Source organism: Flavobacterium suaedae (genome assembly GCF_014642915.1).
GTDB classification, from domain to species: Bacteria; Bacteroidota; Bacteroidia; order Flavobacteriales; family Flavobacteriaceae; genus Flavobacterium; species Flavobacterium suaedae.
The window spans coordinates 65,598-84,565 of the sequence record NZ_BMJE01000008.1 but is presented as its reverse complement, the minus strand read 5'-3'; the positions used below and the strand labels follow the sequence as shown (position 1 = coordinate 84,565).

General features: G+C 35.3%; 22 protein-coding genes. 16 read left to right on the top strand and 6 right to left on the bottom strand.

Annotated features, from left to right (window positions below; translation table 11 throughout):
- Nucleotides 1-13: 13 nt before the first annotated feature.
- From IEW45_RS13795 to IEW45_RS13775, 5 genes are all read left to right on the top strand, one after another.
- Complete coding sequence (locus IEW45_RS13795) at nucleotides 14-661, top strand: 4'-phosphopantetheinyl transferase family protein (RefSeq protein ID WP_188621850.1); 648 nt, start codon at nucleotides 14-16, stop codon at nucleotides 659-661.
- 14 nt (nucleotides 662-675) lie between these two features.
- Nucleotides 676-1,320 carry a nicotinamide riboside transporter PnuC gene (pnuC, locus tag IEW45_RS13790; RefSeq protein WP_188621849.1) on the top strand — a complete coding sequence of 215 codons (645 nt, stop codon included), beginning with the start codon at nucleotides 676-678 and terminating at the stop codon, nucleotides 1,318-1,320.
- Between the two features lie 108 nt (nucleotides 1,321-1,428).
- Nucleotides 1,429-3,003, top strand: a complete 1,575-nt coding sequence (locus IEW45_RS13785; protein ID WP_229665959.1) for a DUF4301 family protein — start codon at nucleotides 1,429-1,431, stop codon at nucleotides 3,001-3,003.
- An 8-nt stretch (nucleotides 3,004-3,011) separates the two neighbouring features.
- Complete coding sequence (gene arfB, locus IEW45_RS13780; RefSeq protein WP_188621848.1) at nucleotides 3,012-3,413, top strand: alternative ribosome rescue aminoacyl-tRNA hydrolase ArfB; 402 nt, start codon at nucleotides 3,012-3,014, stop codon at nucleotides 3,411-3,413.
- A 269-nt stretch (nucleotides 3,414-3,682) separates the two neighbouring features.
- Complete coding sequence (locus tag IEW45_RS13775) at nucleotides 3,683-5,863, top strand: TonB-dependent receptor (protein ID WP_188621847.1); 2,181 nt, start codon at nucleotides 3,683-3,685, stop codon at nucleotides 5,861-5,863.
- Nucleotides 5,864-5,901: 38 nt separating this feature from the next.
- Here IEW45_RS13775 and IEW45_RS13770 read toward each other — a convergent pair whose 3' ends face one another.
- Nucleotides 5,902-6,381, bottom strand: coding sequence for an SRPBCC family protein (locus IEW45_RS13770; protein WP_188621846.1), 480 nt, complete (start codon nucleotides 6,379-6,381; stop codon nucleotides 5,902-5,904).
- 15 nt (nucleotides 6,382-6,396) lie between these two features.
- Nucleotides 6,397-6,828, bottom strand: coding sequence for a Rieske (2Fe-2S) protein (locus IEW45_RS13765; protein WP_188621845.1), 432 nt, complete (start codon nucleotides 6,826-6,828; stop codon nucleotides 6,397-6,399).
- A gap of 161 nt (nucleotides 6,829-6,989) precedes the next feature.
- Between IEW45_RS13765 and greA the strand changes: the two genes are divergently transcribed.
- Genes greA through IEW45_RS13750 form a run of 3 tightly spaced genes read left to right on the top strand, consistent with a single transcriptional unit; the run spans nucleotide 6,990 to nucleotide 8,456 of the window.
- Nucleotides 6,990-7,466, top strand: a complete 477-nt coding sequence (gene greA / locus IEW45_RS13760; RefSeq protein ID WP_188621844.1) for a transcription elongation factor GreA — start codon at nucleotides 6,990-6,992, stop codon at nucleotides 7,464-7,466.
- Nucleotides 7,467-7,510: 44 nt separating this feature from the next.
- A complete protein-coding gene (locus IEW45_RS13755) occupies nucleotides 7,511-7,900 on the top strand; it encodes an HIT family protein (protein ID WP_188621843.1) in 390 nt (129 codons plus the stop codon).
- 31 nt (nucleotides 7,901-7,931) lie between these two features.
- On the top strand, nucleotides 7,932-8,456 hold the full coding sequence (locus tag IEW45_RS13750) for a DinB family protein (protein ID WP_188621842.1): 525 nt from the start codon (nucleotides 7,932-7,934) through the stop codon (nucleotides 8,454-8,456).
- 13 nt (nucleotides 8,457-8,469) lie between these two features.
- Here IEW45_RS13750 and IEW45_RS13745 read toward each other — a convergent pair whose 3' ends face one another.
- Complete coding sequence (locus IEW45_RS13745) at nucleotides 8,470-9,618, bottom strand: sensor histidine kinase (protein WP_188621841.1); 1,149 nt, start codon at nucleotides 9,616-9,618, stop codon at nucleotides 8,470-8,472.
- 190 nt (nucleotides 9,619-9,808) lie between these two features.
- Between IEW45_RS13745 and IEW45_RS13740 the strand changes: the two genes are divergently transcribed.
- From IEW45_RS13740 to IEW45_RS13725, 4 genes are all read left to right on the top strand, one after another.
- Complete coding sequence (locus tag IEW45_RS13740) at nucleotides 9,809-10,690, top strand: flavin reductase family protein (RefSeq protein ID WP_188621840.1); 882 nt, start codon at nucleotides 9,809-9,811, stop codon at nucleotides 10,688-10,690.
- 52 nt (nucleotides 10,691-10,742) lie between these two features.
- Entirely contained in the window at nucleotides 10,743-11,135 is a 393-nt protein-coding gene (locus tag IEW45_RS13735) for a DUF3127 domain-containing protein (RefSeq protein WP_188621839.1), read from the top strand.
- Between the two features lie 223 nt (nucleotides 11,136-11,358).
- Complete coding sequence (aat, locus tag IEW45_RS13730; protein WP_188621838.1) at nucleotides 11,359-11,994, top strand: leucyl/phenylalanyl-tRNA--protein transferase; 636 nt, start codon at nucleotides 11,359-11,361, stop codon at nucleotides 11,992-11,994.
- 16 nt (nucleotides 11,995-12,010) lie between these two features.
- Nucleotides 12,011-12,421: a hypothetical protein gene (locus tag IEW45_RS13725; protein ID WP_188621837.1), complete on the top strand. Its 411-nt coding sequence runs from the start codon at nucleotides 12,011-12,013 to the stop codon at nucleotides 12,419-12,421.
- A gap of 80 nt (nucleotides 12,422-12,501) precedes the next feature.
- Here the strand turns inward: IEW45_RS13725 and rpmA are convergent, their stop codons facing one another.
- Both rpmA and rplU read right to left on the bottom strand, forming a co-directional pair.
- Entirely contained in the window at nucleotides 12,502-12,762 is a 261-nt protein-coding gene (gene rpmA, locus IEW45_RS13720; RefSeq protein WP_188621836.1) for a 50S ribosomal protein L27, read from the bottom strand.
- Between the two features lie 26 nt (nucleotides 12,763-12,788).
- Nucleotides 12,789-13,148, bottom strand: a complete 360-nt coding sequence (rplU, locus tag IEW45_RS13715; protein ID WP_188621835.1) for a 50S ribosomal protein L21 — start codon at nucleotides 13,146-13,148, stop codon at nucleotides 12,789-12,791.
- A 204-nt stretch (nucleotides 13,149-13,352) separates the two neighbouring features.
- Here rplU and IEW45_RS13710 point away from each other — a divergent pair, with 204 nt between their 5' ends.
- The gene (locus IEW45_RS13710; RefSeq protein ID WP_188621834.1) at nucleotides 13,353-14,678 is read left to right on the top strand and encodes a M16 family metallopeptidase; all 1,326 of its coding nucleotides are present in this window, start codon (nucleotides 13,353-13,355) and stop codon (nucleotides 14,676-14,678) included.
- Between the two features lie 13 nt (nucleotides 14,679-14,691).
- Nucleotides 14,692-16,734, top strand: a complete 2,043-nt coding sequence (locus IEW45_RS13705) for a M16 family metallopeptidase (protein ID WP_188621833.1) — start codon at nucleotides 14,692-14,694, stop codon at nucleotides 16,732-16,734.
- 83 nt (nucleotides 16,735-16,817) lie between these two features.
- On the opposite strand, the gene IEW45_RS13700 is transcribed toward IEW45_RS13705, so the two are convergent.
- Nucleotides 16,818-17,684 (bottom strand): DMT family transporter, encoded by an 867-nt coding sequence (locus IEW45_RS13700; RefSeq protein WP_188621832.1) that lies wholly within the window; start codon nucleotides 17,682-17,684, stop codon nucleotides 16,818-16,820.
- Nucleotides 17,685-17,803: 119 nt separating this feature from the next.
- Between IEW45_RS13700 and IEW45_RS13695 the strand changes: the two genes are divergently transcribed.
- Both IEW45_RS13695 and IEW45_RS13690 read left to right on the top strand, forming a co-directional pair.
- Nucleotides 17,804-18,343, top strand: coding sequence for a cation transporter (locus IEW45_RS13695; protein ID WP_188621831.1), 540 nt, complete (start codon nucleotides 17,804-17,806; stop codon nucleotides 18,341-18,343).
- Nucleotides 18,344-18,523: 180 nt separating this feature from the next.
- Complete coding sequence (locus IEW45_RS13690) at nucleotides 18,524-18,955, top strand: thioredoxin family protein (RefSeq protein WP_188621830.1); 432 nt, start codon at nucleotides 18,524-18,526, stop codon at nucleotides 18,953-18,955.
- Nucleotides 18,956-18,968 lie beyond the last annotated feature (13 nt).

Sequence of the window (18,968 nt, the reverse complement as noted above, 5' to 3'; positions counted from 1 at the left end):
ACTATCACCTTCAATGCCTTTACATACATCGTTTACCGCAGGAAGCAATACACAAGTATACGTTTGGAAAATAACCGAGAGCCATGATGAGCTTTGGGAGCGAACACGCAACCTGAAGGATGTATGCATTACCCGCCTTGAAGGCATGAAAAGTGAACAACACCGTAGAGGTTTTTTAAGTGTACGTATGTTGTTACAGGAAGCAGGTTATACTGATATGGATATGTTTTATGCCGAAGATGGCAAACCACATTTAAAGGATGGTAAAAACATATCAATTACACATTCTCATAATTTTTCGGCTATAATTATTAGTAATGAAAATGTGGGTATTGATATGGAAATGCAACGGGATAAGATTACTAAAATAGCGCGTAAATATTGCGAAACGGAGTTCTCTTACCTTGAACCCAAAAATGAGGCTACCTACATACGCAGCCTAACGGTGATATGGGGTGTTAAAGAAGCTATATTTAAAATGGTTTCGTTACCAGGCATTAGTTTTAAAGACCATATAGACGTTGCTGCCTTTTCAATGGATAACAATTCAGGGGAAGCTACGCTAAACTTTAACGATTCCTGCACCAATTATAATTTTCATTTTAAGGAAATAGAAGGCTTTACACTTGTGTATAGTTTTGAAAAAGATACTACCCTATAAGCACCCACAATCAAATGAACGAATTATTCGACTTTTTGTTTAGTCAATACAAAGACTACAGCACTACTTTTATTATGCTTGAAGCCTTAGGCTCTGTTTTTGGTGCTTTAAGCGTAGTTTTCTCTGCCCGAAACAGCATCTTTGTTTATCCTACAGGCATTATAAGCACCATTATATATACTTATATGTTTTACCAATGGAACTTATACGGCGATATGATTATTAATGTATATTACTTTATAATGAGCGTATACGGATGGTTGTTATGGAGCCGTAAAGGAAACGATAACACGGCACTATTAAAGATAGAGAAAATGACTACAAAAGATACGATAAAGTGTATACAGATATTTGTGCTTTCGGTTATATTTGTATCTGCCGTATTTATTTATACTGAAAAGTTTAATTACTGGTGGGCTTATGTTGATACGTTTATAACAGGACTTTTCTTTGTAGGTATGTGGCTATTGGCAAAACGCAAAATAGAAAACTGGATTTTCTTAATTATTGGAGATATTATTGCGATACCGCTAATTTTTTATAAAGGAGCCACCTTAACAAGTATATTTTATATATTTTTAACAACTGTTGCCTTTATAGGTTATTATGAATGGAAGAAAAAGTTATCTGCCAGAATTAAAACGTCGCAACTACAATAATTTCGAAATGATAATTTAATTATTTCGTTGCAAACCTAAAAAATAACAGTAATAAAATTGCCTGTATAAATTAACAGGCATTAAAATTCAACTTAAAAAAACAGAACTTTGGAGGGACTTAAAGAAATAATTGATTTAGGACTTACTGAGAAAGACTATGACCAGATAAAAAAAAGAGGTATTAGTCCGGATAAGTTACAAGAGCAGCTAAATATATTTAAGGAAGGTAATACAAAAATCAACCTTAAAAAGCCTGCTATAGTAAATGATGGTATAGTACAGCTCCCTGATGAAAGCGTTAAAGAATATGCTGATTATTTTGACAGGAAAAAAGACAACTTTAAACTAACTAAGTTCATTCCGGCATCGGGTGCTGCAACCCGCATGTTTAAATTTTTAAATGAGTTTATAGCCAACTATAACCCTGAAAAGGAAACTGTAAAGGAATACATTACTAAAAATAATGATACGGCCTTAAAAACCTTTTTAGATAACTATAATAAATTTCCTTTCTCTGAGGCTATAATTGATACCCTAAAACAAAACCCTGATTATAATAAATGGAGTGAAAGTGATTTTGCTTATCACTATATTAAAACCATGCTACAGGATGAAAAGTTTGACTATGCCAATAAACCAAAAGGTATATTACCTTTTCATGAATATAAAAACTGTACCGCAACACCGGTAAGAGAACACTTTAAAGAAAGTGTAGCCTATGCAGCATCACAAAATAAAACCAACATACACTTCACTATATCCGAAGAGCATTTAGATGGTTTTACTAAGGCTTTTGATGAGGCAAAAACCTCTGTAGAAGAAAAATCAGGAGTAACTATTGATATCAGCACTTCCTATCAGCATAAAAAGACAGACACTATTGCGGTTGATATGAAGAATGTACCTTTTAGAGATAATACAGGTAATATTTTTTTCAGACCGGGAGGTCACGGTGCGCTTATTGAAAACTTAAACAATCTTGATACTGATATTGTTTTTATTAAAAATATTGACAACGTAAGCCATATTGAGCAACCTACTATTACGCTTTACAAAAAAGCATTGGGAGGTATACTTATCAAACTACAGGAAAAAGTTTATACTCACCTTGAAGAAATAGAAAAAGGAACAGTTACCGAAGAACAACTGGATGAAATGCTTTGCTTTGCTAACAACAAGCTATTACAACACATTCCTGAAAGTGTAAGAAGCCTTAGCAAAGAAGAAAAAATTGAATACACCAAACAACTATTTAACCGACCTATACGAGTATGCGGTATGGTTAAAAACGAAGGCGAACCAGGAGGTGGTCCGTTTTGGGTAGAAGATAAAGATGGTAAAGTATCACTGCAAATCGTAGAAAGCTCTCAGATAGATATGAAAGATGTAGCTCAAAAAGAGATATTTTCTCAGTCTACACATTTTAACCCTGTAGACCTTGTTTGCGGATTAAAAAACTACAAAGGGGAACCTTTTAACCTAACTGAATATATAGATAATACGACAGGCTTTATTGTAACCAAAAACCGTTTCGGTACAGATGTAAAATCGTATGAGTTACCGGGGTTATGGAATGGTGCCATGGCAGGCTGGATAACCGTTTTCGCCGAAGTACCATTACTTACTTTTAACCCTGTTAAAAATGTAAACGACCTTTTAAAACCGGCTCATCAACCGAGCTAAAAATTATAATGAATAAAGAAGTATTGCAACAGGAACTCAACTATAAAACAGCACGAAGTAGTGGTTCCGGTGGGCAAAATGTAAATAAAGTAGAAACAAAAGTTATCCTTAGTTTTAATATAAACGAATCAAAAGGATTAACCGAAGATGAAAAACAAACTATAAGTAAAAATATTGCTACCCGACTTAGTAATGAAGGTGTTTTGGTTTTACAGTGTGATGAAGACCGCAGCCAGTTACGAAATAAAAAAATTGTAACCGACCGTTTTTTTACTATTCTTGACAATGCTGTTATAAAACCCAAACAACGAAAACCTACTAAAGTACCTAAAGCAGTAATTAAAAAAAGGCTTAAAAATAAAAAACTGAATTCAGAGAAAAAACAAATGAGAAAACGCCCTGATTTTTAAGACTCAGGAGCCACTTTTTTAATCTCTTTACAAAAACTGCCGTAATAGTTATACAGGCAAAAGTTTTTTAGTACTTTTGCGCCGTCTCAAAGGGGTGCCTACTATATCGGGCTGAGATCATACCCAAAGAACCTGGGCGGGTAATGCTGCCAAGGGAAAAGGCAAAGAATAGCAGAAGTGCACACTGTTGTTTTTTACCGAAATATCATTTTATTAATTATTAACTAAAGGAATAATTACCCCTTTTATTCGTAAACATTTTTTTACGGATGAAAACTTTATTCGCTTCTATTTACAGGAAAAAGAAAAACATTTTACCTGTTGCTGTTGGTCTAATCAGTTTAGGAACCGCAGCCCAAAACACTCCCGAAACTGAGCAGGACTCAATTACCATGAATGATTACAAACTGGAAGAAGTATTGGTGCAAGCTGTAAGAGCAACTGCTGATTTACCGGTAACTTTCAGTAACGTAACCAAAGAAGAACTTGCTCCGCGTAATCTTGGTCAGGATATCCCTGTACTTTTAAACTACTTGCCTTCGGTTGTTACTACTACCGATGCCGGTAACGGTATAGGGTATACAGGAATACGTGTTCGTGGTGCTGATGCAAGTCGTGTTAACGTAACGGTAAACGGTATACCGTATAACGATGCAGAGTCGCATGGTTCATTCTGGGTTAATATGCCCGATTTTGCTTCTTCAACTGAAAACATACAGCTACAGCGTGGTGTAGGTACTTCTACTAACGGTGCAGGTGCTTTTGGCGCCAGCCTTAACCTACTTACAGATAGCTATAGCCAGGAAGCAAGCGGAGAAATATCAAACTCATTTGGTAGCTTCAATTCCAGAAAGCATACTGTAAAATTCAGTACCGGTTTAATGAACGACCGTTTTGAAATTGCAGGTAGAGTTTCAAATATAGCTTCTGACGGGTATATAGACCGTGCAGAATCAGACTTGAAGTCATACTTCCTGCAAGGTACTTATGTACATGGTTCTACACTTATTAAAGCATTAGTATTTGGAGGTAAAGAGCGTACTTACCAGGCATGGAACGGTATTGATGCTGAAACTATGGAAAGTGACAGACAGTTTAACTATTCCGGTATGTATACTGATGCAGAGGGTAATATTCGTTTTTATGATAACGAAACTGATAACTACAAACAGGACCACTACCAGTTACACTGGAATGAAAAAATAAATAATAACTGGAATACCAATATTGCATTACACTATACTATTGGCGAAGGATATTATGAAAACTACCGTGATAACAGTGCCTATGCTGATTACGACCTTGAAGAGGTTACCGTTAACGGTACACTTATAACAGAGGAAGACCTTATTACCCAAAAATGGTTAGATAACGATTTTTACGGTACTACTTTCTCTGCAAACTACAATAACGACGGTTGGGATGTGGTATTTGGTGGTGCATGGAACAAATATGAAGGTGACCACTTTGGTAATATCATCTGGGCACGTTATTCGGCAAATGTAAGTCCTGACGACCGTTACTATGATAATGATGCTACTAAAACCGACTTCAATGTGTTTGCAAAAGCAAATTATAAGCTGAACAGCAAGTTTAACGTATTTGCCGATATGCAGTACCGAAATGTAAGCTACGAAGCATCAAATGTATTGGAAAGTGCTGCAACCCCAATTCCTGTTGATGATACTTTCAACTTTTTTAACCCTAAAGCGGGTATTACCTATAGTGTAAACAACAATAATAATATTTACCTTTCGTATGCGCGTGCTAACAAAGAGCCACGCCGTACCGATTATGAAAGCGGAAGTACTAAAGCTGAAACACTTAACGATTTTGAGTTAGGATGGCGTTACAAATCGGGTAAAAATTACCTGAACGTAAACGGGTACTATATGCAGTATAAAGACCAACTGGTACTTACAGGAGCTTTAAACGATGTAGGCTCTCCTGTATATACTAATAGTGGTGACAGTTACCGCTTGGGGCTTGAAGCAGATGCTACTGTATTTATTACAGATAAGTGGATAGTACGTCCTAACATTGCCTTGAGCCAAAACCAAAACGTTGACTTTTATAATGAAGGAGATAATGGTCCTGAAAACTTAGGTGATACTGAAATTGCTTTCTCCCCAAGCATAATAGGTGGTAACCAGTTAATATACATGCCGTTTAAAAACTTTCAGGTAGCATTGCTTTCTAAATTTGTTGGTGAGCAGTATATGGACAATTACGAGTCTGACAACGCTATACTGGACAGCTATTTTGTAAATGACTTTAATGTTACTTACGAGCTTAAAACCAAAACTATATTTAAGTCTATAGTATTCAACGGACTTGTAAATAATATGTTTGATGTTGAGTACGCTTCAAACGGATATATGTGGGGAGACCCGTACTATTATCCGCAAGCAGGCATTAACTTTTTAGTGGGTGCTACACTTAAATTCTAGGTTATATCAATTGTTATGTACTATAAAATCCTGCTACTTTACAGTGGCAGGATTTTTTTATACTTCTCAAGGTCTTCAGCTATTTCTTTTATTATTTCATTTCGCTTTTTAAGAAAACTGCTCATGTAGTTTTTCAGGAAAAGTGCATCTGCCAATTTACCTAAAATCCCTAACGGGCTGGTATAAGCAAACACATCTGTCATTTTTACCTGCTTCCCTATTGTTTTAAAAAAATGTTCATGGCGCATTGTTTTAAAAACACCTTTAATCATCTCATCCGCAAAATAATCAGGTGATTGCAAATCAGCTATAATCACCGTAAGTTTTTGTGTAACGCCAAAATGTTTGGCTTGCCAGGTTACAGTTTCACCCAGCTCCATTAAACCGGATGTTTTCCCTGCAATAGCTTTTTCATTCGTTTGTGCTGCCGAAACCAAATGCAAGTCAATACTACGGGAAAGGTCAAAAACGATTTTAATATCAGCCTTAATATAAGTATCTATTTTTATAACAGGCATAGTTACACTTATGTGTTAATTATAAACGCGTATAGAGGTTCCGCTTGTTACCTGTATTCTGTATGGCTTTAATGGGTATTCTTTCCCTTCTGCCTGCCCGTTGAAAAGGTTATACTCCGCTTCATCGCAAGGGCATATTGCCATAATACCGTCTACAGCAAGCTTAGAGCAGCTATCTAGGTTTTGGTTAGGACAACTTGCCTCATAAGCTACATAGCCCCCACCGGTGTTCATTACTATAATACCATTAATCCCTATACCTGCCTGGTCTATATAAACAGGGTTTGCCGTAAACTGTAAAGGAGTATATAACGGCAGGCTCATATCAATATCTATAGAAAAGTTATAATTGGGTAAATACTTATCAGGATATTGGTAGTCATCACTATTACATCCGAACAAAAAAGGCATTACTAAAAGGACTAAAACATATTTAGTTATATTCATAAATTTATGCTTAATAATTATGAAACAAATTTAAATTATTTAACTTTGACAAGTGCTATAGCACGTATTGAAATAAACAGACGTATTAAAAAAATATTATCTTTGTAGAAAGAAATCCCGTTGCGTATGGGATTTTTTCTATTTATATAAACGATGAAGTTATGAGTAAAGTATCATACTACACAGCAGAAGGGCTAAAAAAACTGAGAGAAGAGCTAGACCAGTTAAAAAGCATAGAAAGACCTAAAGCTTCTCAGGCTATTGCCGAAGCAAGGGACAAAGGTGACTTATCTGAAAATGCAGAATATGATGCTGCAAAAGAAGCACAGGGACTTTTGGAAATGAAAATTGCTAAAATGGAAGAACTTTTAGCTAATGCCCGCCTTATTGACGAGTCTCAGCTTGATGTATCTAAAGCGTTAGTGCTTTCTACAGTAAAAATAAAAAACCAGGCTAACGGCATGGAAATGACGTATACACTGGTAGCAGAAAGTGAAGCTGACCTTAAATCAGGTAAAATATCAGTAACCTCTCCTATTGGTAAAGGGTTACTTGGAAAAAAAGTAGGTGAAGTTGCCGAGATAAATGTACCAAACGGAACACTTAAATTTGAAGTACTGGAAATTAGCCGAGCATAATAAAAAAGGACAGTAAAAAGTAACTTTTAAAAATCCATCAAGCTATGAGTTCTATATTTACAAAAATTATAAATGGCGAAATCCCTGCTTATAAAGTAGCGGAAACCGACCGATTTTTAGCGTTCTTAGACATTAACCCAAATACTAAGGGGCACACGCTGTGTATACCTAAAAAAGAGGTAGACAAAATTTTTGATATGGAGCAACAGGAGTATCTTGACCTGATGGCTTTTTCGTATAAAGTTGCAAAAGCAATAGAAAAAACGGTTGCATGCAAACGTGTAGGTGTTGCTGTAGTAGGGCTTGAAGTTCCGCACACGCATGTACACCTTATCCCGATTAATGAAATGGATGATATGCGTTTCATTAACAAAACAAAACTTGAAAAAGAAGAGTTTGAAGCTTTAGCTGCTGAAATCAGTAAACACGTCTAACTCTCTGTAAAAACTCTTTAAAGCACTTATTATGGAGTTTTCTTTAAATAAATCAATCGAAATATTAAAGACAACTCCAAATACCTTAAATACATTTTTAGGTAATTTATCTGATGAATGGCTGCATAATAATGAAGGCGAAAACACATGGAGCCCTTATGATGTAGTACAGCATTTAATAGTTGGTGAGAAAACAGATTGGTTAGTAAGGATAAAAATTATTCTTAGCGACACAGAAAATAAAGCATTCAGACCTTTTGACAGATTTGCTCATTTAGAGGATGACTCTGCAAAAAGTATTACTGAACTGCTGAAAGAATTTCAAAAACTGCGCGAAAACAATCTGAGTGAACTAAAATCATTTAACCTTACAGAGAATGATTTTAGCAAAACAGGAATACACCCTGAATTCGGAACGGTTACCTTAAAACAATTAATAGCCACTTGGGCAGTGCACGATTTAGGGCATATTGCACAAATAGCAAGAGTAATGGCTAAACAGTATAAAACGGAAGTAGGCCCTTGGACTGAGTACTTAGGAATACTAAAAAAATAAGTTCCCCCTCTGTTTACACTTTAGGGAAGCTTGCCTGCATAGTAGTCCCTTTCCCTAACTCTGAGTGCAGTACCTTTATTTTTCCTTTGTGGTATTCTTCCACAATACGCTTAGTTAATGATAAACCAAGTCCCCATCCTCTTTTCTTAGTAGTAAAACCCGGTTCAAAAACTTTTCGATATTGTCCTTTCGCAATTCCTTTACCGGAGTCGGTTACTTTAATTTTTACAAACTTATCCTTATCCTCCAGCACTATTTCCAGTTTACCCTTACCCTTCATGGCATCAATAGCGTTTTTAACAAGGTTCTCTACTGTCCAGCTATGCAGTTCGGGGTTAAGCATTACGTTTATAGGGTAATCAGGTGCTGTAAAAGTAAATGCTATTTGCTTTGATGCTCTTGACTTCAGATATTCAAAAGACTTTTCTGTTTCCTGTACAATATCTCTATTCTCCAGCACAGGCTCTGAGCCTACTTTAGAGAAGCGCTCTGCAATAGTTTGCAACCTGTGTACATCTTTCTCTATTTCACTTACGGCAGTTTCATCTACATTATCTGCTCTTAGTATTTCAATCCAACCTAATAATGATGATAACGGTGTCCCTATCTGGTGTGCGGTCTCTTTTGCCATACCCGCCCAAAGCCTGTTTTGAGCACTCATTTTAGTTGCCCTGAAAAATATGTAAACCAAAGCAGCAAAAAGCACTATAATCAACAATAAAGTTATAGGGTAATACTTTAGCTTGTTAAGCAGCGGAGAGTTACCATAGTATAAGTACTGGTAGTTATTTTCAGACAATTCTATTTTTATAGGGCTATTTTCTTCTTTTAACTCATAAAAAAAATCTCTTAATCTGGCTTCATCCCGTTCTATTTCATAGGGAATGTTGCCTGTCTTCATTATACTATCTGTACTCGTGGCAAGTATAACCGGTATAGTCTGGTTTTCACTAATTATTTTAAGTGGGAGTTCAACATCAACATCCCCCTGTACATTATTTAAAGTTTGCTGAGCATCTGCCCATAATTCCATTTTCTTTCTTTCATCCCCTTTAAAAATCTGAAAAAAATTATAGGTATTAAATACTATGGCTACAATAATAAAAAATGAAGCTATTATAAGTACCCAACGGGTTATACTCCTTTTATCAGTAAACTGCATATAACTATATTTTAAGGCTTAAATATACTAAAACTTACGCTGTAAACGGCGATGGTACCAGTAAACTAAAGCATTTGTAAAACGTATAAAAAATACCGTTATTATTATTTATTAACAACCGAGGTTAAATTTATCAAAGCCGTTTTTTAGTACTACCAGAAAAATTATCTTTGTAAAAAACACTACTGTAATGCTTAGTATTGATCCTAAAGAAATACCTACAGCAAAGCTACAAGGCTACCTACAGGGAGCCGTTGGTCCCAGACCTATAGCTTTTGCAAGTACACTAGACAGAAACAACGTTCCTAACCTATCGCCTTTTAGTTTTTTTAATGTATTTAGTGCGAACCCGCCTATCATGGTTTTTTCACCGGCACGCAGGGTACGAAACAACACTACAAAACATACATTAATTAATGTAGAACTTAACAGAGAAGTGGTTATTAATGTTGTAAATTATGATATTGTACAACAGGCATCACTATCGAGCACTGAATATGCAGATGGAGTAAACGAGTTTGAAAAATCAGGGCTTACCATGATAGCTTCGGATGTTGTAAAACCTTTTCGTGTGAAAGAATCGCCTGTACAATTTGAATGTAAGGTAAAAGATATTATTGCTTTGGGTGATGAAGGCGGAGCAGGAAATTTGGTAATATGTGAGGTGGTTAAAATTCATGTAGATGAAACTATTTTGGATGAAAATGGCGCTATAGATCAAAACAAAATAGACCTTGTATCGCGCATGGGCGGTAACTGGTACAGCCGTGCAAACATGGGATTATTTGAAGTAGAGAAACCACTTACAACTTTAGGTATTGGGGTAGATTCAATTCCTGATTTTGTAAAAACCTGCGGTGTATTTAACGGTAACGACTTGGGCAAACTTGGTAATGTAGAAACTTTACCTACAGAAGAAGAAATTAGTGCTTTTATAAAAGAAGACTTTGAAATAAAAGGATTACTTAGTGCAGATGATGACGACAAGAAGTACAAGAAGGCTAAAGAGTACCTTGATAAAAACGAAGTGCTAAAGGCATGGAAAATATTACTGGCTAAAAAAGATTTTTAATATACTAACAACGATTGCTGCCACAACAGGCAGAAAATAACAAGGAGAATTTATGGAAGTTTCAGGAAGAATTAAGATGATTGACGATACTAAAACCTATGGTAATAATGGTTTTAGAAAAAGAGAAGTAGTAGTTACTACAGATGAACAATACCCTCAGCATATATTAGTAGAGTTTACACAAGATAAGTGTGAACTTTTAAACAGTTATACAGTAGGTGAGCCTGTAAAAATATCTATTAACCTACGTGGCAGAGAGTGGGTAAACCCACAAGGAGAAACCAAGTATTTTAACTCTATACAAGGATGGAGAATAGAAAAATTACAGCCACAAGCTCCGGCAGGAGGTGGTTACCAAACACCGCCGCCGGCAGCATCTCCGCAAGACTCTTTTGAGCCGGCTACTAATTATAAAGAAGAAGACCACGACGACCTTCCTTTTTAATAAAGCATAAGAACAGAAAAAGCCCCGAAATAAATCGGGGCTTTTTTATTTTGTATTTATTTCATTTTTAATCCTATCTACGCTTTTTCAGATAAAAAAGACTTTAAACATAGTTTCTAAAGGTTAATTATAAATTTATATAACCTTTAGAAAAGTAGATTTATTTATATAAATTCAATCAAAATATTTTATAAATTTATATTATCTAAATATTAAATAAACAATGTATTATCTTTCTCGTGATTTATATTTCCCTCCTGTAACAGAAGCCTCTCCTGAAGGTATTGTTGCTATTGGCGGAGATTTATCTCCCGAAAGATTAGTACTAGCATACCAGAACGGTATTTTCCCTTGGTTTGATGATGAAGAACCGATAATATGGTGGAGTCCTCCTCAAAGAATGGTTCTTTATCCTGATGAATTAAAAATTTCTAAAAGTATGCGTAATATAATTAATCGCAATACGTTTAAAATTACATTCAACACTGCCTTTAAAGAGGTAATTACAAATTGCCGAAATATAAAAAGGGAAGGGCAGCCGGGAACCTGGATTACACCAGAAATGATTGATGCTTATTTCGAACTTCATAAAATGGGGTATGCACAATCAGTAGAAGTGTGGCAGGATAATGTTATGGTAGGCGGTTTATACGGTGTAGATTTAGGACATATTTTTTGCGGAGAAAGTATGTTTTCAAAAGTATCAAATGCCAGTAAAATGGCTTTTATAGCACTTACTAAAAAGTTAAAAGAAGAAAATTATCGGTTACTGGATTGCCAGGTACATAATGATCATTTAGCAAGCTTGGGGGCACGGGAAATAGATCGTAGTGAGTTTATTAAAATAGTAACCAATTAAAAATTTATTTTTACCCATGACAAGAGTAATAAAAAAGTATTACGAAGCATTTCTGCTTGTAATTGTACTATTATGTTTTGTGCTATTCCGAAACGAGGTTTTTGACAGTAACACCTACCTTATTGCAGCTGCTGCAATTGCGCTTTATTTTGTACCCCTACGCATTGCTTTTAATATATTCAATTCAGAAATTGAGCATAGAGGTGTACAAGTAATTTCATCTATAATAATCGCTGCAATTATTGGCGTTTCTCTGCTGGCAGTAAACGACAAGAATTATAGCGGGCTTAGTACTATGCTTTATGGCTTGGCAATTATTAATGTAGGCTTTATGATATATGCCCTAATTAAAGATGAGCAACGAAATCCATTTTTACTTCACCTTATAATGATATTACTAATATCAGCTTTATTAAACTTTGTTTAAGTATAGAAAAAGTGTATTAAAATAAAAAATCCGTACTGAAATTCAGTACGGATTTTTTATATCATTTCGTTTTTAAAGTCTTAAGCTTCAAACGGAACTACAGAAACGTAAGATTTGTCATCTTTCTTTTTCTGGAATTTCACAACACCGTCAATTTTAGCGTGTAGTGTATGGTCTTTCCCCATATACACATTTTCACCCGGGTTGTGCTTAGAACCTCTTTGTCTTACGATGATGTTACCTGCAATTGCAGCTTGACCACCGAATATTTTAACGCCTAAACGTTTCGATTCTGATTCTCTACCGTTCTTAGAACTACCGACACCTTTCTTGTGAGCCATGATGTTATAGTTTTAAATTGTTAATATTATTCTGCAGATTCAGCTTCTGCCTTTTTTGTTGTCTTCTTTTTAGCAGCACCGTTAATACCGGTAATACTTATTTGAGTTAAAGCTTGGCGGTGACCGTTTTTAACTCTGTAACCTTTTCTTCTTTTCTTTTTGAAAACGATTACTTTATCTCCTTTTAAGTGCTTAAGCACTTTGGCTTCTACAGAAGCTCCACTTATAGCCGGGGCGCCAAGGGTTATGTTACCGTTATCATCCAGTAAAAGTACTTTGTCAAAAGAAACTGCGTCTCCTTCGTTACCTTCAAGACGGTGAACATAAACTGTCTGGTCTTTGCTAACTTTAAATTGTTGCCCTGCTATCTCTACGATTGCGTACATAACAATATTATTAATTTAATTAAAAATTTCAAGGCTGCAAATATACAACTATTTCTTTATCAGCCAATATAAAATAATAAATTTTGCGCAAAAATAGCAATTATAATAACCTGAGAATCAATTCACAGAAAAAAACTTAGATTTATTGTAACAAAATACCGAAATTGCATACCAATTATCAAAAATCAATAATTAATAACTTTTATGAAAAAATCTTTAATGGCTTTGGGTTCTCTTCTCATGCTTGGCGGAGTAGCATCAGCACAGGAAGTAGCATTTGAGGAATATGATTTGGACAACGGGCTGCATGTTATCCTGCATCAGGACAAAACTGCTCCTGTTATAATTACTTCGGTAATGTATCACGTGGGTGCTAAAGATGAAAACCCTGAAAGAACAGGTTTTGCACACTTTTTTGAACACCTGTTATTTGAAGGTACTGAAAACATTGAACGTGGTGAGTGGTTTAAAATAGTTACTGCAAATGGTGGTAACAACAATGCCAACACTACTGATGACAGAACGTACTACTACGAAGTTTTCCCTTCAAACAACCTAGAATTAGGTCTTTGGATGGAGTCTGAAAGATTAATGCATCCGGTTATTAATCAAATAGGAGTTGATACACAAAATGAAGTAGTGAAAGAAGAAAAAAGACTACGTGTAGATAACCAGCCTTATGGTAACCTTATAGCTGAGGTTAAAAAGAACATGTTTGTTAACCACCCTTACCGATGGACAACAATTGGTTCTATGGAACACCTTGATGCTGCAACTCTTGAAGAGTTTCAGGCATTTAACAAAAAGTTCTATATACCAAATAATGCTGTATTAGTAGTTGCCGGTGACCTTGATATTGACCAAACTAAAAAATGGATTAAGCAATATTTTGGACCTATACCAAAAGGAACGCCTGTTACACGCGACACATATACAGAGGCTCCTATTACAGAAACTATTCATGCCACGTATGAAGATCCTAACATACAGTTACCAATGATGGTTGCTTCATACAGAACTCCATCTATGACAACAAGAGATGCAAGAGTTCTTGATATGATTTCTACTATATTAAGTGATGGTAAAAGTTCAAGAATGTACAAGAGAATTGTTGACGAAGAAAAAATGGCGTTACAAATGGGTGCATTCAACTACAGTCAGGAAGATTACGGTATGTATATAGTATATGGTATACCAATGCAGGGACATACTACTAAAGAACTTCTTGCTGAAGCTGATAAAGAAATTGAAAAACTTCAAAAAGAACTTATCTCTAAGAAGGAATACGAGAAACTTCAAAACATATACGAAAGCCAGTATGTAAACAGTAACTCTAGTGTAGAGGGTATTGCAAGTAGCCTTGCTACTTACTACATGCTTTACGGTGATACTGACTTAATAAATGAAGAGATTGACATCTATCGTTCTATTACCAGAGAAGAAATAAGAGAGGTAGCTAAAAAGTACCTTAACCCTAACCAAAGGTTAGTACTGGATTATGTACCAGCTAAAGACAAAGCACAAAACTAAGTAACAAAGAATCATGAAAAAAGTTATATATCTATTAGCCGGCTTGTTTTTAACTATTACTATGCAGGCACAAGAAAGACCAATGCCAAAACCGGGACCTGCGCCTACGGTAAACATAGGTGAACCGGAAACTTTTACGCTGGATAACGGACTAAAAGTATTGGTGGTAGAAAACCATAAACTACCTAGAGTATCTTACACACTTACTATGGACAACGCTCCATATGCAGAAGGTAACAAAAAAGGAGTATCAGATTTATTAAGCGCAGTAATGGGCTCTGGTACTCAAACCATATCAAAAGATGCTTTTAACGAGGAAGTAGACTTTTTAGGTGCAAACATTAATTTCTGGGCAGATGGTGCAAGCGCTAACGGTCTTTCTAAATATTCTGACAGAATATTAGAACTTATGGCTGACGGTGCGCTTAACCCTAAGTTCACTCAGGAAGAGTTTGAGAACCAAAGAGACAAAATGATTGAAGGTTTAAAAGCTGATGAAAAAAGTGTTACTTCAGTAGCTTCAAGAGTTGGTAGTGCTTTAATATACGGTAAAAACCACCCGAGAGGAGAATACGTTACAGAAGAAACATTGAAAAATGTAACACTTGCTGATGTTAAGAATAACTACAATACTTACTTTGTTCCTGCTAAAGCATACCTTGTAGTAGTAGGAGATGTTAAGTTTAAAGATGTTAAGAAAAAAGTAAAGAAGTTATTTGGTGACTGGACTCCTAATAAAGCGCCTAGCATTAGCTACAGCGACCCTAAAGATGTACAGTATACACAAATAAACTTTGTTGATATGCCAAACGCAGTACAGAGTGAAATTTCTGTAGCGAATGTGGTAGATCTTAAAATGACAGACAAGGAGTACTTTGCTGCATTACTTGCTAACCAAATACTTGGTGGCGGTGGTGAAGGCAGACTTTTCCTTAACCTTCGTGAAGCTCACGGATGGACGTATGGTGCATACTCTTCTGTAGGAGCAGGTAAATACATTTCTTCATTCAGAGCTAAAACATCTGTAAGAAACACTGTAACTGACAGTGCTATTGTAGAAATGCTTAATGAAATTAAAAAAATAAGAACTGACCTTGTTGATGAGGAAGATCTTAAAAATGCAAAAGCTAAATATGTAGGTAACTTTGTTATGCAGATGGAAAGCCCATCTACAATAGCAAGCTATGCGCTTAGAACAGAAACACAAAACTTACCTAAAGATTTTTACGAAAACTACATTAAGAATATAAACGCTGTAACTCCTGAAGATGTAAGGAATGCAGCTAAAAAATATTTCTCTGCGGATAATGCACGTATTATAGTAGTAGGTAAAGCTGCTGATGTATTACCTGGACTTGAAAGTACAAACATTCCTGTTTTTTACTTTGACAAGTGGGGTAAAAAAACTGATAAGCCGGTACTTAATAAACCAATCCCAGAAGGTGTAACAGCTAAAAGCGTACTTAACGACTATATTAAAGCTATAGGTGGTGAGAAAGCTGTAAAAGGTGTAAAAACATTATACACAAAATCTACAGCTACTGTACAGGGAGCACCTGTTGAACTTACCATGAAAGTATCTGCTGACCATAAACAACTTATTGAAATGAACGTTATGGGTAATACCATGATGAAGCAAGTTGTTAATAATAAGGAAGGTTACATGGTACAACAAGGTCAAAAAATACCTTTAGAAGGCGAAGAGCTTGAAAGCATGAGAGAAAGCGCTGTGCCATTTGAAGAGGTAGACCTATTAAACAGTTCAGAAATAACACTTACAGGTATTGAAACTATGAATGGTTCTGATGCTTATGCTGTTAAAAACGGAGAAACTACACTTTACTATGATACCAAAACAGGTTACAAATTAGGACAAAGTGTACAGTCTGAGCAAATGGGACAAACAGTAGTTCAGAATACTTACTACAATGACTATAAAGAAGTAAAAGGTATTAAAATACCTCACAATATAGTAATGAATGTAGGTATTGAAATTAACCTTACTGTTAACGAAGTTAAAGTTAACGAAGGTGTTACTGATGCTGATTTCCAATAATAAGTTGTTACAAAGCACTTTTATATAAAAAAGGCTGCCCGTTTTGGGCAGCCTTTTTATTTTGTAGTGTATAATAATAGTCCTTATTTTTTAGAAGAAAAATAAACCCCAACCAGTATTATTGCTGCACCAACTATTTGTATTGGCGATAACGATTCACCATCAACTAAACCCCAACCAAAAGCAACAACAGGTATTAAATAGGTTACTGATGAAGCAAATATAGGCGATGACAAATGTATCATTCTAAAAAATATAATATTAGCAAGTCCTGTACCTATTATACCCAATACAGCTATATACAGCATGGAATTTTGCACCGCAGGTTTGCAATAAACATCCCCGAAGCCTGAAAGAAATAATATTATTGTGGCAGGTATAATCATTACTGCAAAATTCCCAACCGAAATACTAAGCGGGCTTAAATCGGAAAGGTATTTTTTAATCAGATTTATATTCGTAGCGTAACATACAGTAGCTGCCACTACAAAAAGTGCAAACCAGTAGTTTTGTTCAGGATTATCTAAAGCACCTTTAAAAATAAGCAATATACACCCCACAAGCCCTATAAGCACCCCGAAAAGCTGCCTGCGCTGAAATTGCAACCCGAAAACTACGGCACCAATAATAAGCGTATTTAAAGGCGTTATTGAGTTTATTATAGCTGTAATAGAACTGTATATTTCTACTTGAGCGATAGAAAAGAAATATACCGGCAAAAACGTACCGAATAATGCTGTTAAAGCAATATACTTCCACTTATGTCTCGGAATTTTTGTTAAGCTCTTAAAACCTACTATTAAAAGGAATATCGCACAAAATATAATACGCAAAGATCCGAGCTGAAAGGGTGTAAGTCCTACAAGACCACGCTTTATTAATATAAAAGAACTTCCCCAAATAAGCGAGAGTGTTATTAGTAAATACCATTTGGTTTTTTGTGCCTGCATACCTAAAATTTTAAGGACTTAAAATTCTAACAATAAAACCATATAACAAACGTTTTTTTATAAATTTGTAACACTCTACTATAGAGGAACCTTATAACAGAATTAAACAATTTAACCCTATGAAAATAACTAAAAGTATAGCAATGTTTGCAATGGCGGCAATGCTATTTGTAAGCTGTAAAGAGATAGCTAAAGAACCGGATGCTGCAAACAGCAACGAAACTACAACAGAAGCTGAAGCAAGTAATGAAACTGCTGCTAACCTTGAAACTACAAGTTTTGAGATTGAAGGTATGACTTGTGCAATAGGTTGTGCGAAAGTTATAGAGAACAAACTTGCTAAAATGGACGGTGTATCAGAAGCTAAAGTTGACTTTGATTCTAAAACAGCTACTATTCAGTATGATGCTGCACAACAATCTCCTGAAAAAATTGTAGAAACTGTAGAAGGCATTGCTGAAGGTGCTTATAAAGTAGCTAACGTAAAAAACTCTGCTGATAAAGCGGAACTTTTTAAAGCAGACCAAGAACCTGAAAAGAAAAAGGACAAGAAGAAGTGTGATAAAGAGGGGAAGTCTTGTTGTTCTACTACTAAAGCAGAGAAAAAAGGTTGTTGCTCTAAAGATGCTAAAAAATCTTGCGACAAGAAAAAAGCTTAACCCTTTAAAGTTTTCAATATAAAATTCAAAGCAGCCTATAGGCTGCTTTTTTTATTCCCTCTCCTCTACTATTATATACAGGAATCAGTCTAAATTAATATTACTCCAAAAAGCATTCTACATAATACTTTGTAAGTATATTTATACGTTATTAAATACTGTAACACACAAAGTAACAATATGAAATTTTTAGCAATTTTATTCATAACACTCCTGCCTGTACAGTGGGGTACTGATTTTGATGCAGCTCAAAAAACTGCAAAACAAGAACATAAACTTATACTATTAAACTTTTCAGGCTCTGATTGGTGTGCTCCTTGTATTCTAACCAAAAGAGAATACTTTGAAAGTGATGCTTTTAAAAAGATGGCAGAAAAAAACTTAGTATTAGTAAATGCTGACTTCCCGAGAAGAAAGAAAAACCAATTGCCTGCCGAACAAGTTAAAAAGAACGAAGCTCTGGCAGAAAAATACAATGAAAAAGGATTCTTCCCTTTAACTATTTTAATGGACGCTAACGGCAAAGTGATAAAAGAATGGCAAGGCAAACCTACTGCATCAGTTGAAGAGTGGGTAAAAGAGGTTGAAGGAATTTGTGCAAAGCATAAATAATCACCCTAAATAA

What these genes read in the sequence shown, in the direction of transcription:
- IEW45_RS13795 (WP_188621850.1), top strand. Translation starts at nt 14, where the DNA reads ATGCCTTTACATACATCGTTTACCGCAGGAAGCAATACACAAGTATAC.
- pnuC (WP_188621849.1), top strand. Translation starts at nt 676, where the DNA reads ATGAACGAATTATTCGACTTTTTGTTTAGTCAATACAAAGACTACAGC.
- arfB (WP_188621848.1), top strand. Translation starts at nt 3,012, where the DNA reads ATGAATAAAGAAGTATTGCAACAGGAACTCAACTATAAAACAGCACGA.
- IEW45_RS13775 (WP_188621847.1), top strand. Translation starts at nt 3,683, where the DNA reads ATGAAAACTTTATTCGCTTCTATTTACAGGAAAAAGAAAAACATTTTA.
- IEW45_RS13770 (WP_188621846.1), bottom strand. Translation starts at nt 6,381, where the DNA reads ATGCCTGTTATAAAAATAGATACTTATATTAAGGCTGATATTAAAATC.
- IEW45_RS13765 (WP_188621845.1), bottom strand. Translation starts at nt 6,828, where the DNA reads ATGAATATAACTAAATATGTTTTAGTCCTTTTAGTAATGCCTTTTTTG.
- greA (WP_188621844.1), top strand. Translation starts at nt 6,990, where the DNA reads ATGAGTAAAGTATCATACTACACAGCAGAAGGGCTAAAAAAACTGAGA.
- IEW45_RS13755 (WP_188621843.1), top strand. Translation starts at nt 7,511, where the DNA reads ATGAGTTCTATATTTACAAAAATTATAAATGGCGAAATCCCTGCTTAT.
- IEW45_RS13750 (WP_188621842.1), top strand. Translation starts at nt 7,932, where the DNA reads ATGGAGTTTTCTTTAAATAAATCAATCGAAATATTAAAGACAACTCCA.
- IEW45_RS13745 (WP_188621841.1), bottom strand. Translation starts at nt 9,618, where the DNA reads ATGCAGTTTACTGATAAAAGGAGTATAACCCGTTGGGTACTTATAATA.
- IEW45_RS13740 (WP_188621840.1), top strand. Translation starts at nt 9,809, where the DNA reads ATGCTTAGTATTGATCCTAAAGAAATACCTACAGCAAAGCTACAAGGC.
- IEW45_RS13735 (WP_188621839.1), top strand. Translation starts at nt 10,743, where the DNA reads ATGGAAGTTTCAGGAAGAATTAAGATGATTGACGATACTAAAACCTAT.
- aat (WP_188621838.1), top strand. Translation starts at nt 11,359, where the DNA reads ATGTATTATCTTTCTCGTGATTTATATTTCCCTCCTGTAACAGAAGCC.
- IEW45_RS13725 (WP_188621837.1), top strand. Translation starts at nt 12,011, where the DNA reads ATGACAAGAGTAATAAAAAAGTATTACGAAGCATTTCTGCTTGTAATT.
- rpmA (WP_188621836.1), bottom strand. Translation starts at nt 12,762, where the DNA reads ATGGCTCACAAGAAAGGTGTCGGTAGTTCTAAGAACGGTAGAGAATCA.
- rplU (WP_188621835.1), bottom strand. Translation starts at nt 13,148, where the DNA reads ATGTACGCAATCGTAGAGATAGCAGGGCAACAATTTAAAGTTAGCAAA.
- IEW45_RS13710 (WP_188621834.1), top strand. Translation starts at nt 13,353, where the DNA reads ATGAAAAAATCTTTAATGGCTTTGGGTTCTCTTCTCATGCTTGGCGGA.
- IEW45_RS13705 (WP_188621833.1), top strand. Translation starts at nt 14,692, where the DNA reads ATGAAAAAAGTTATATATCTATTAGCCGGCTTGTTTTTAACTATTACT.
- IEW45_RS13700 (WP_188621832.1), bottom strand. Translation starts at nt 17,684, where the DNA reads ATGCAGGCACAAAAAACCAAATGGTATTTACTAATAACACTCTCGCTT.
- IEW45_RS13695 (WP_188621831.1), top strand. Translation starts at nt 17,804, where the DNA reads ATGAAAATAACTAAAAGTATAGCAATGTTTGCAATGGCGGCAATGCTA.
- IEW45_RS13690 (WP_188621830.1), top strand. Translation starts at nt 18,524, where the DNA reads ATGAAATTTTTAGCAATTTTATTCATAACACTCCTGCCTGTACAGTGG.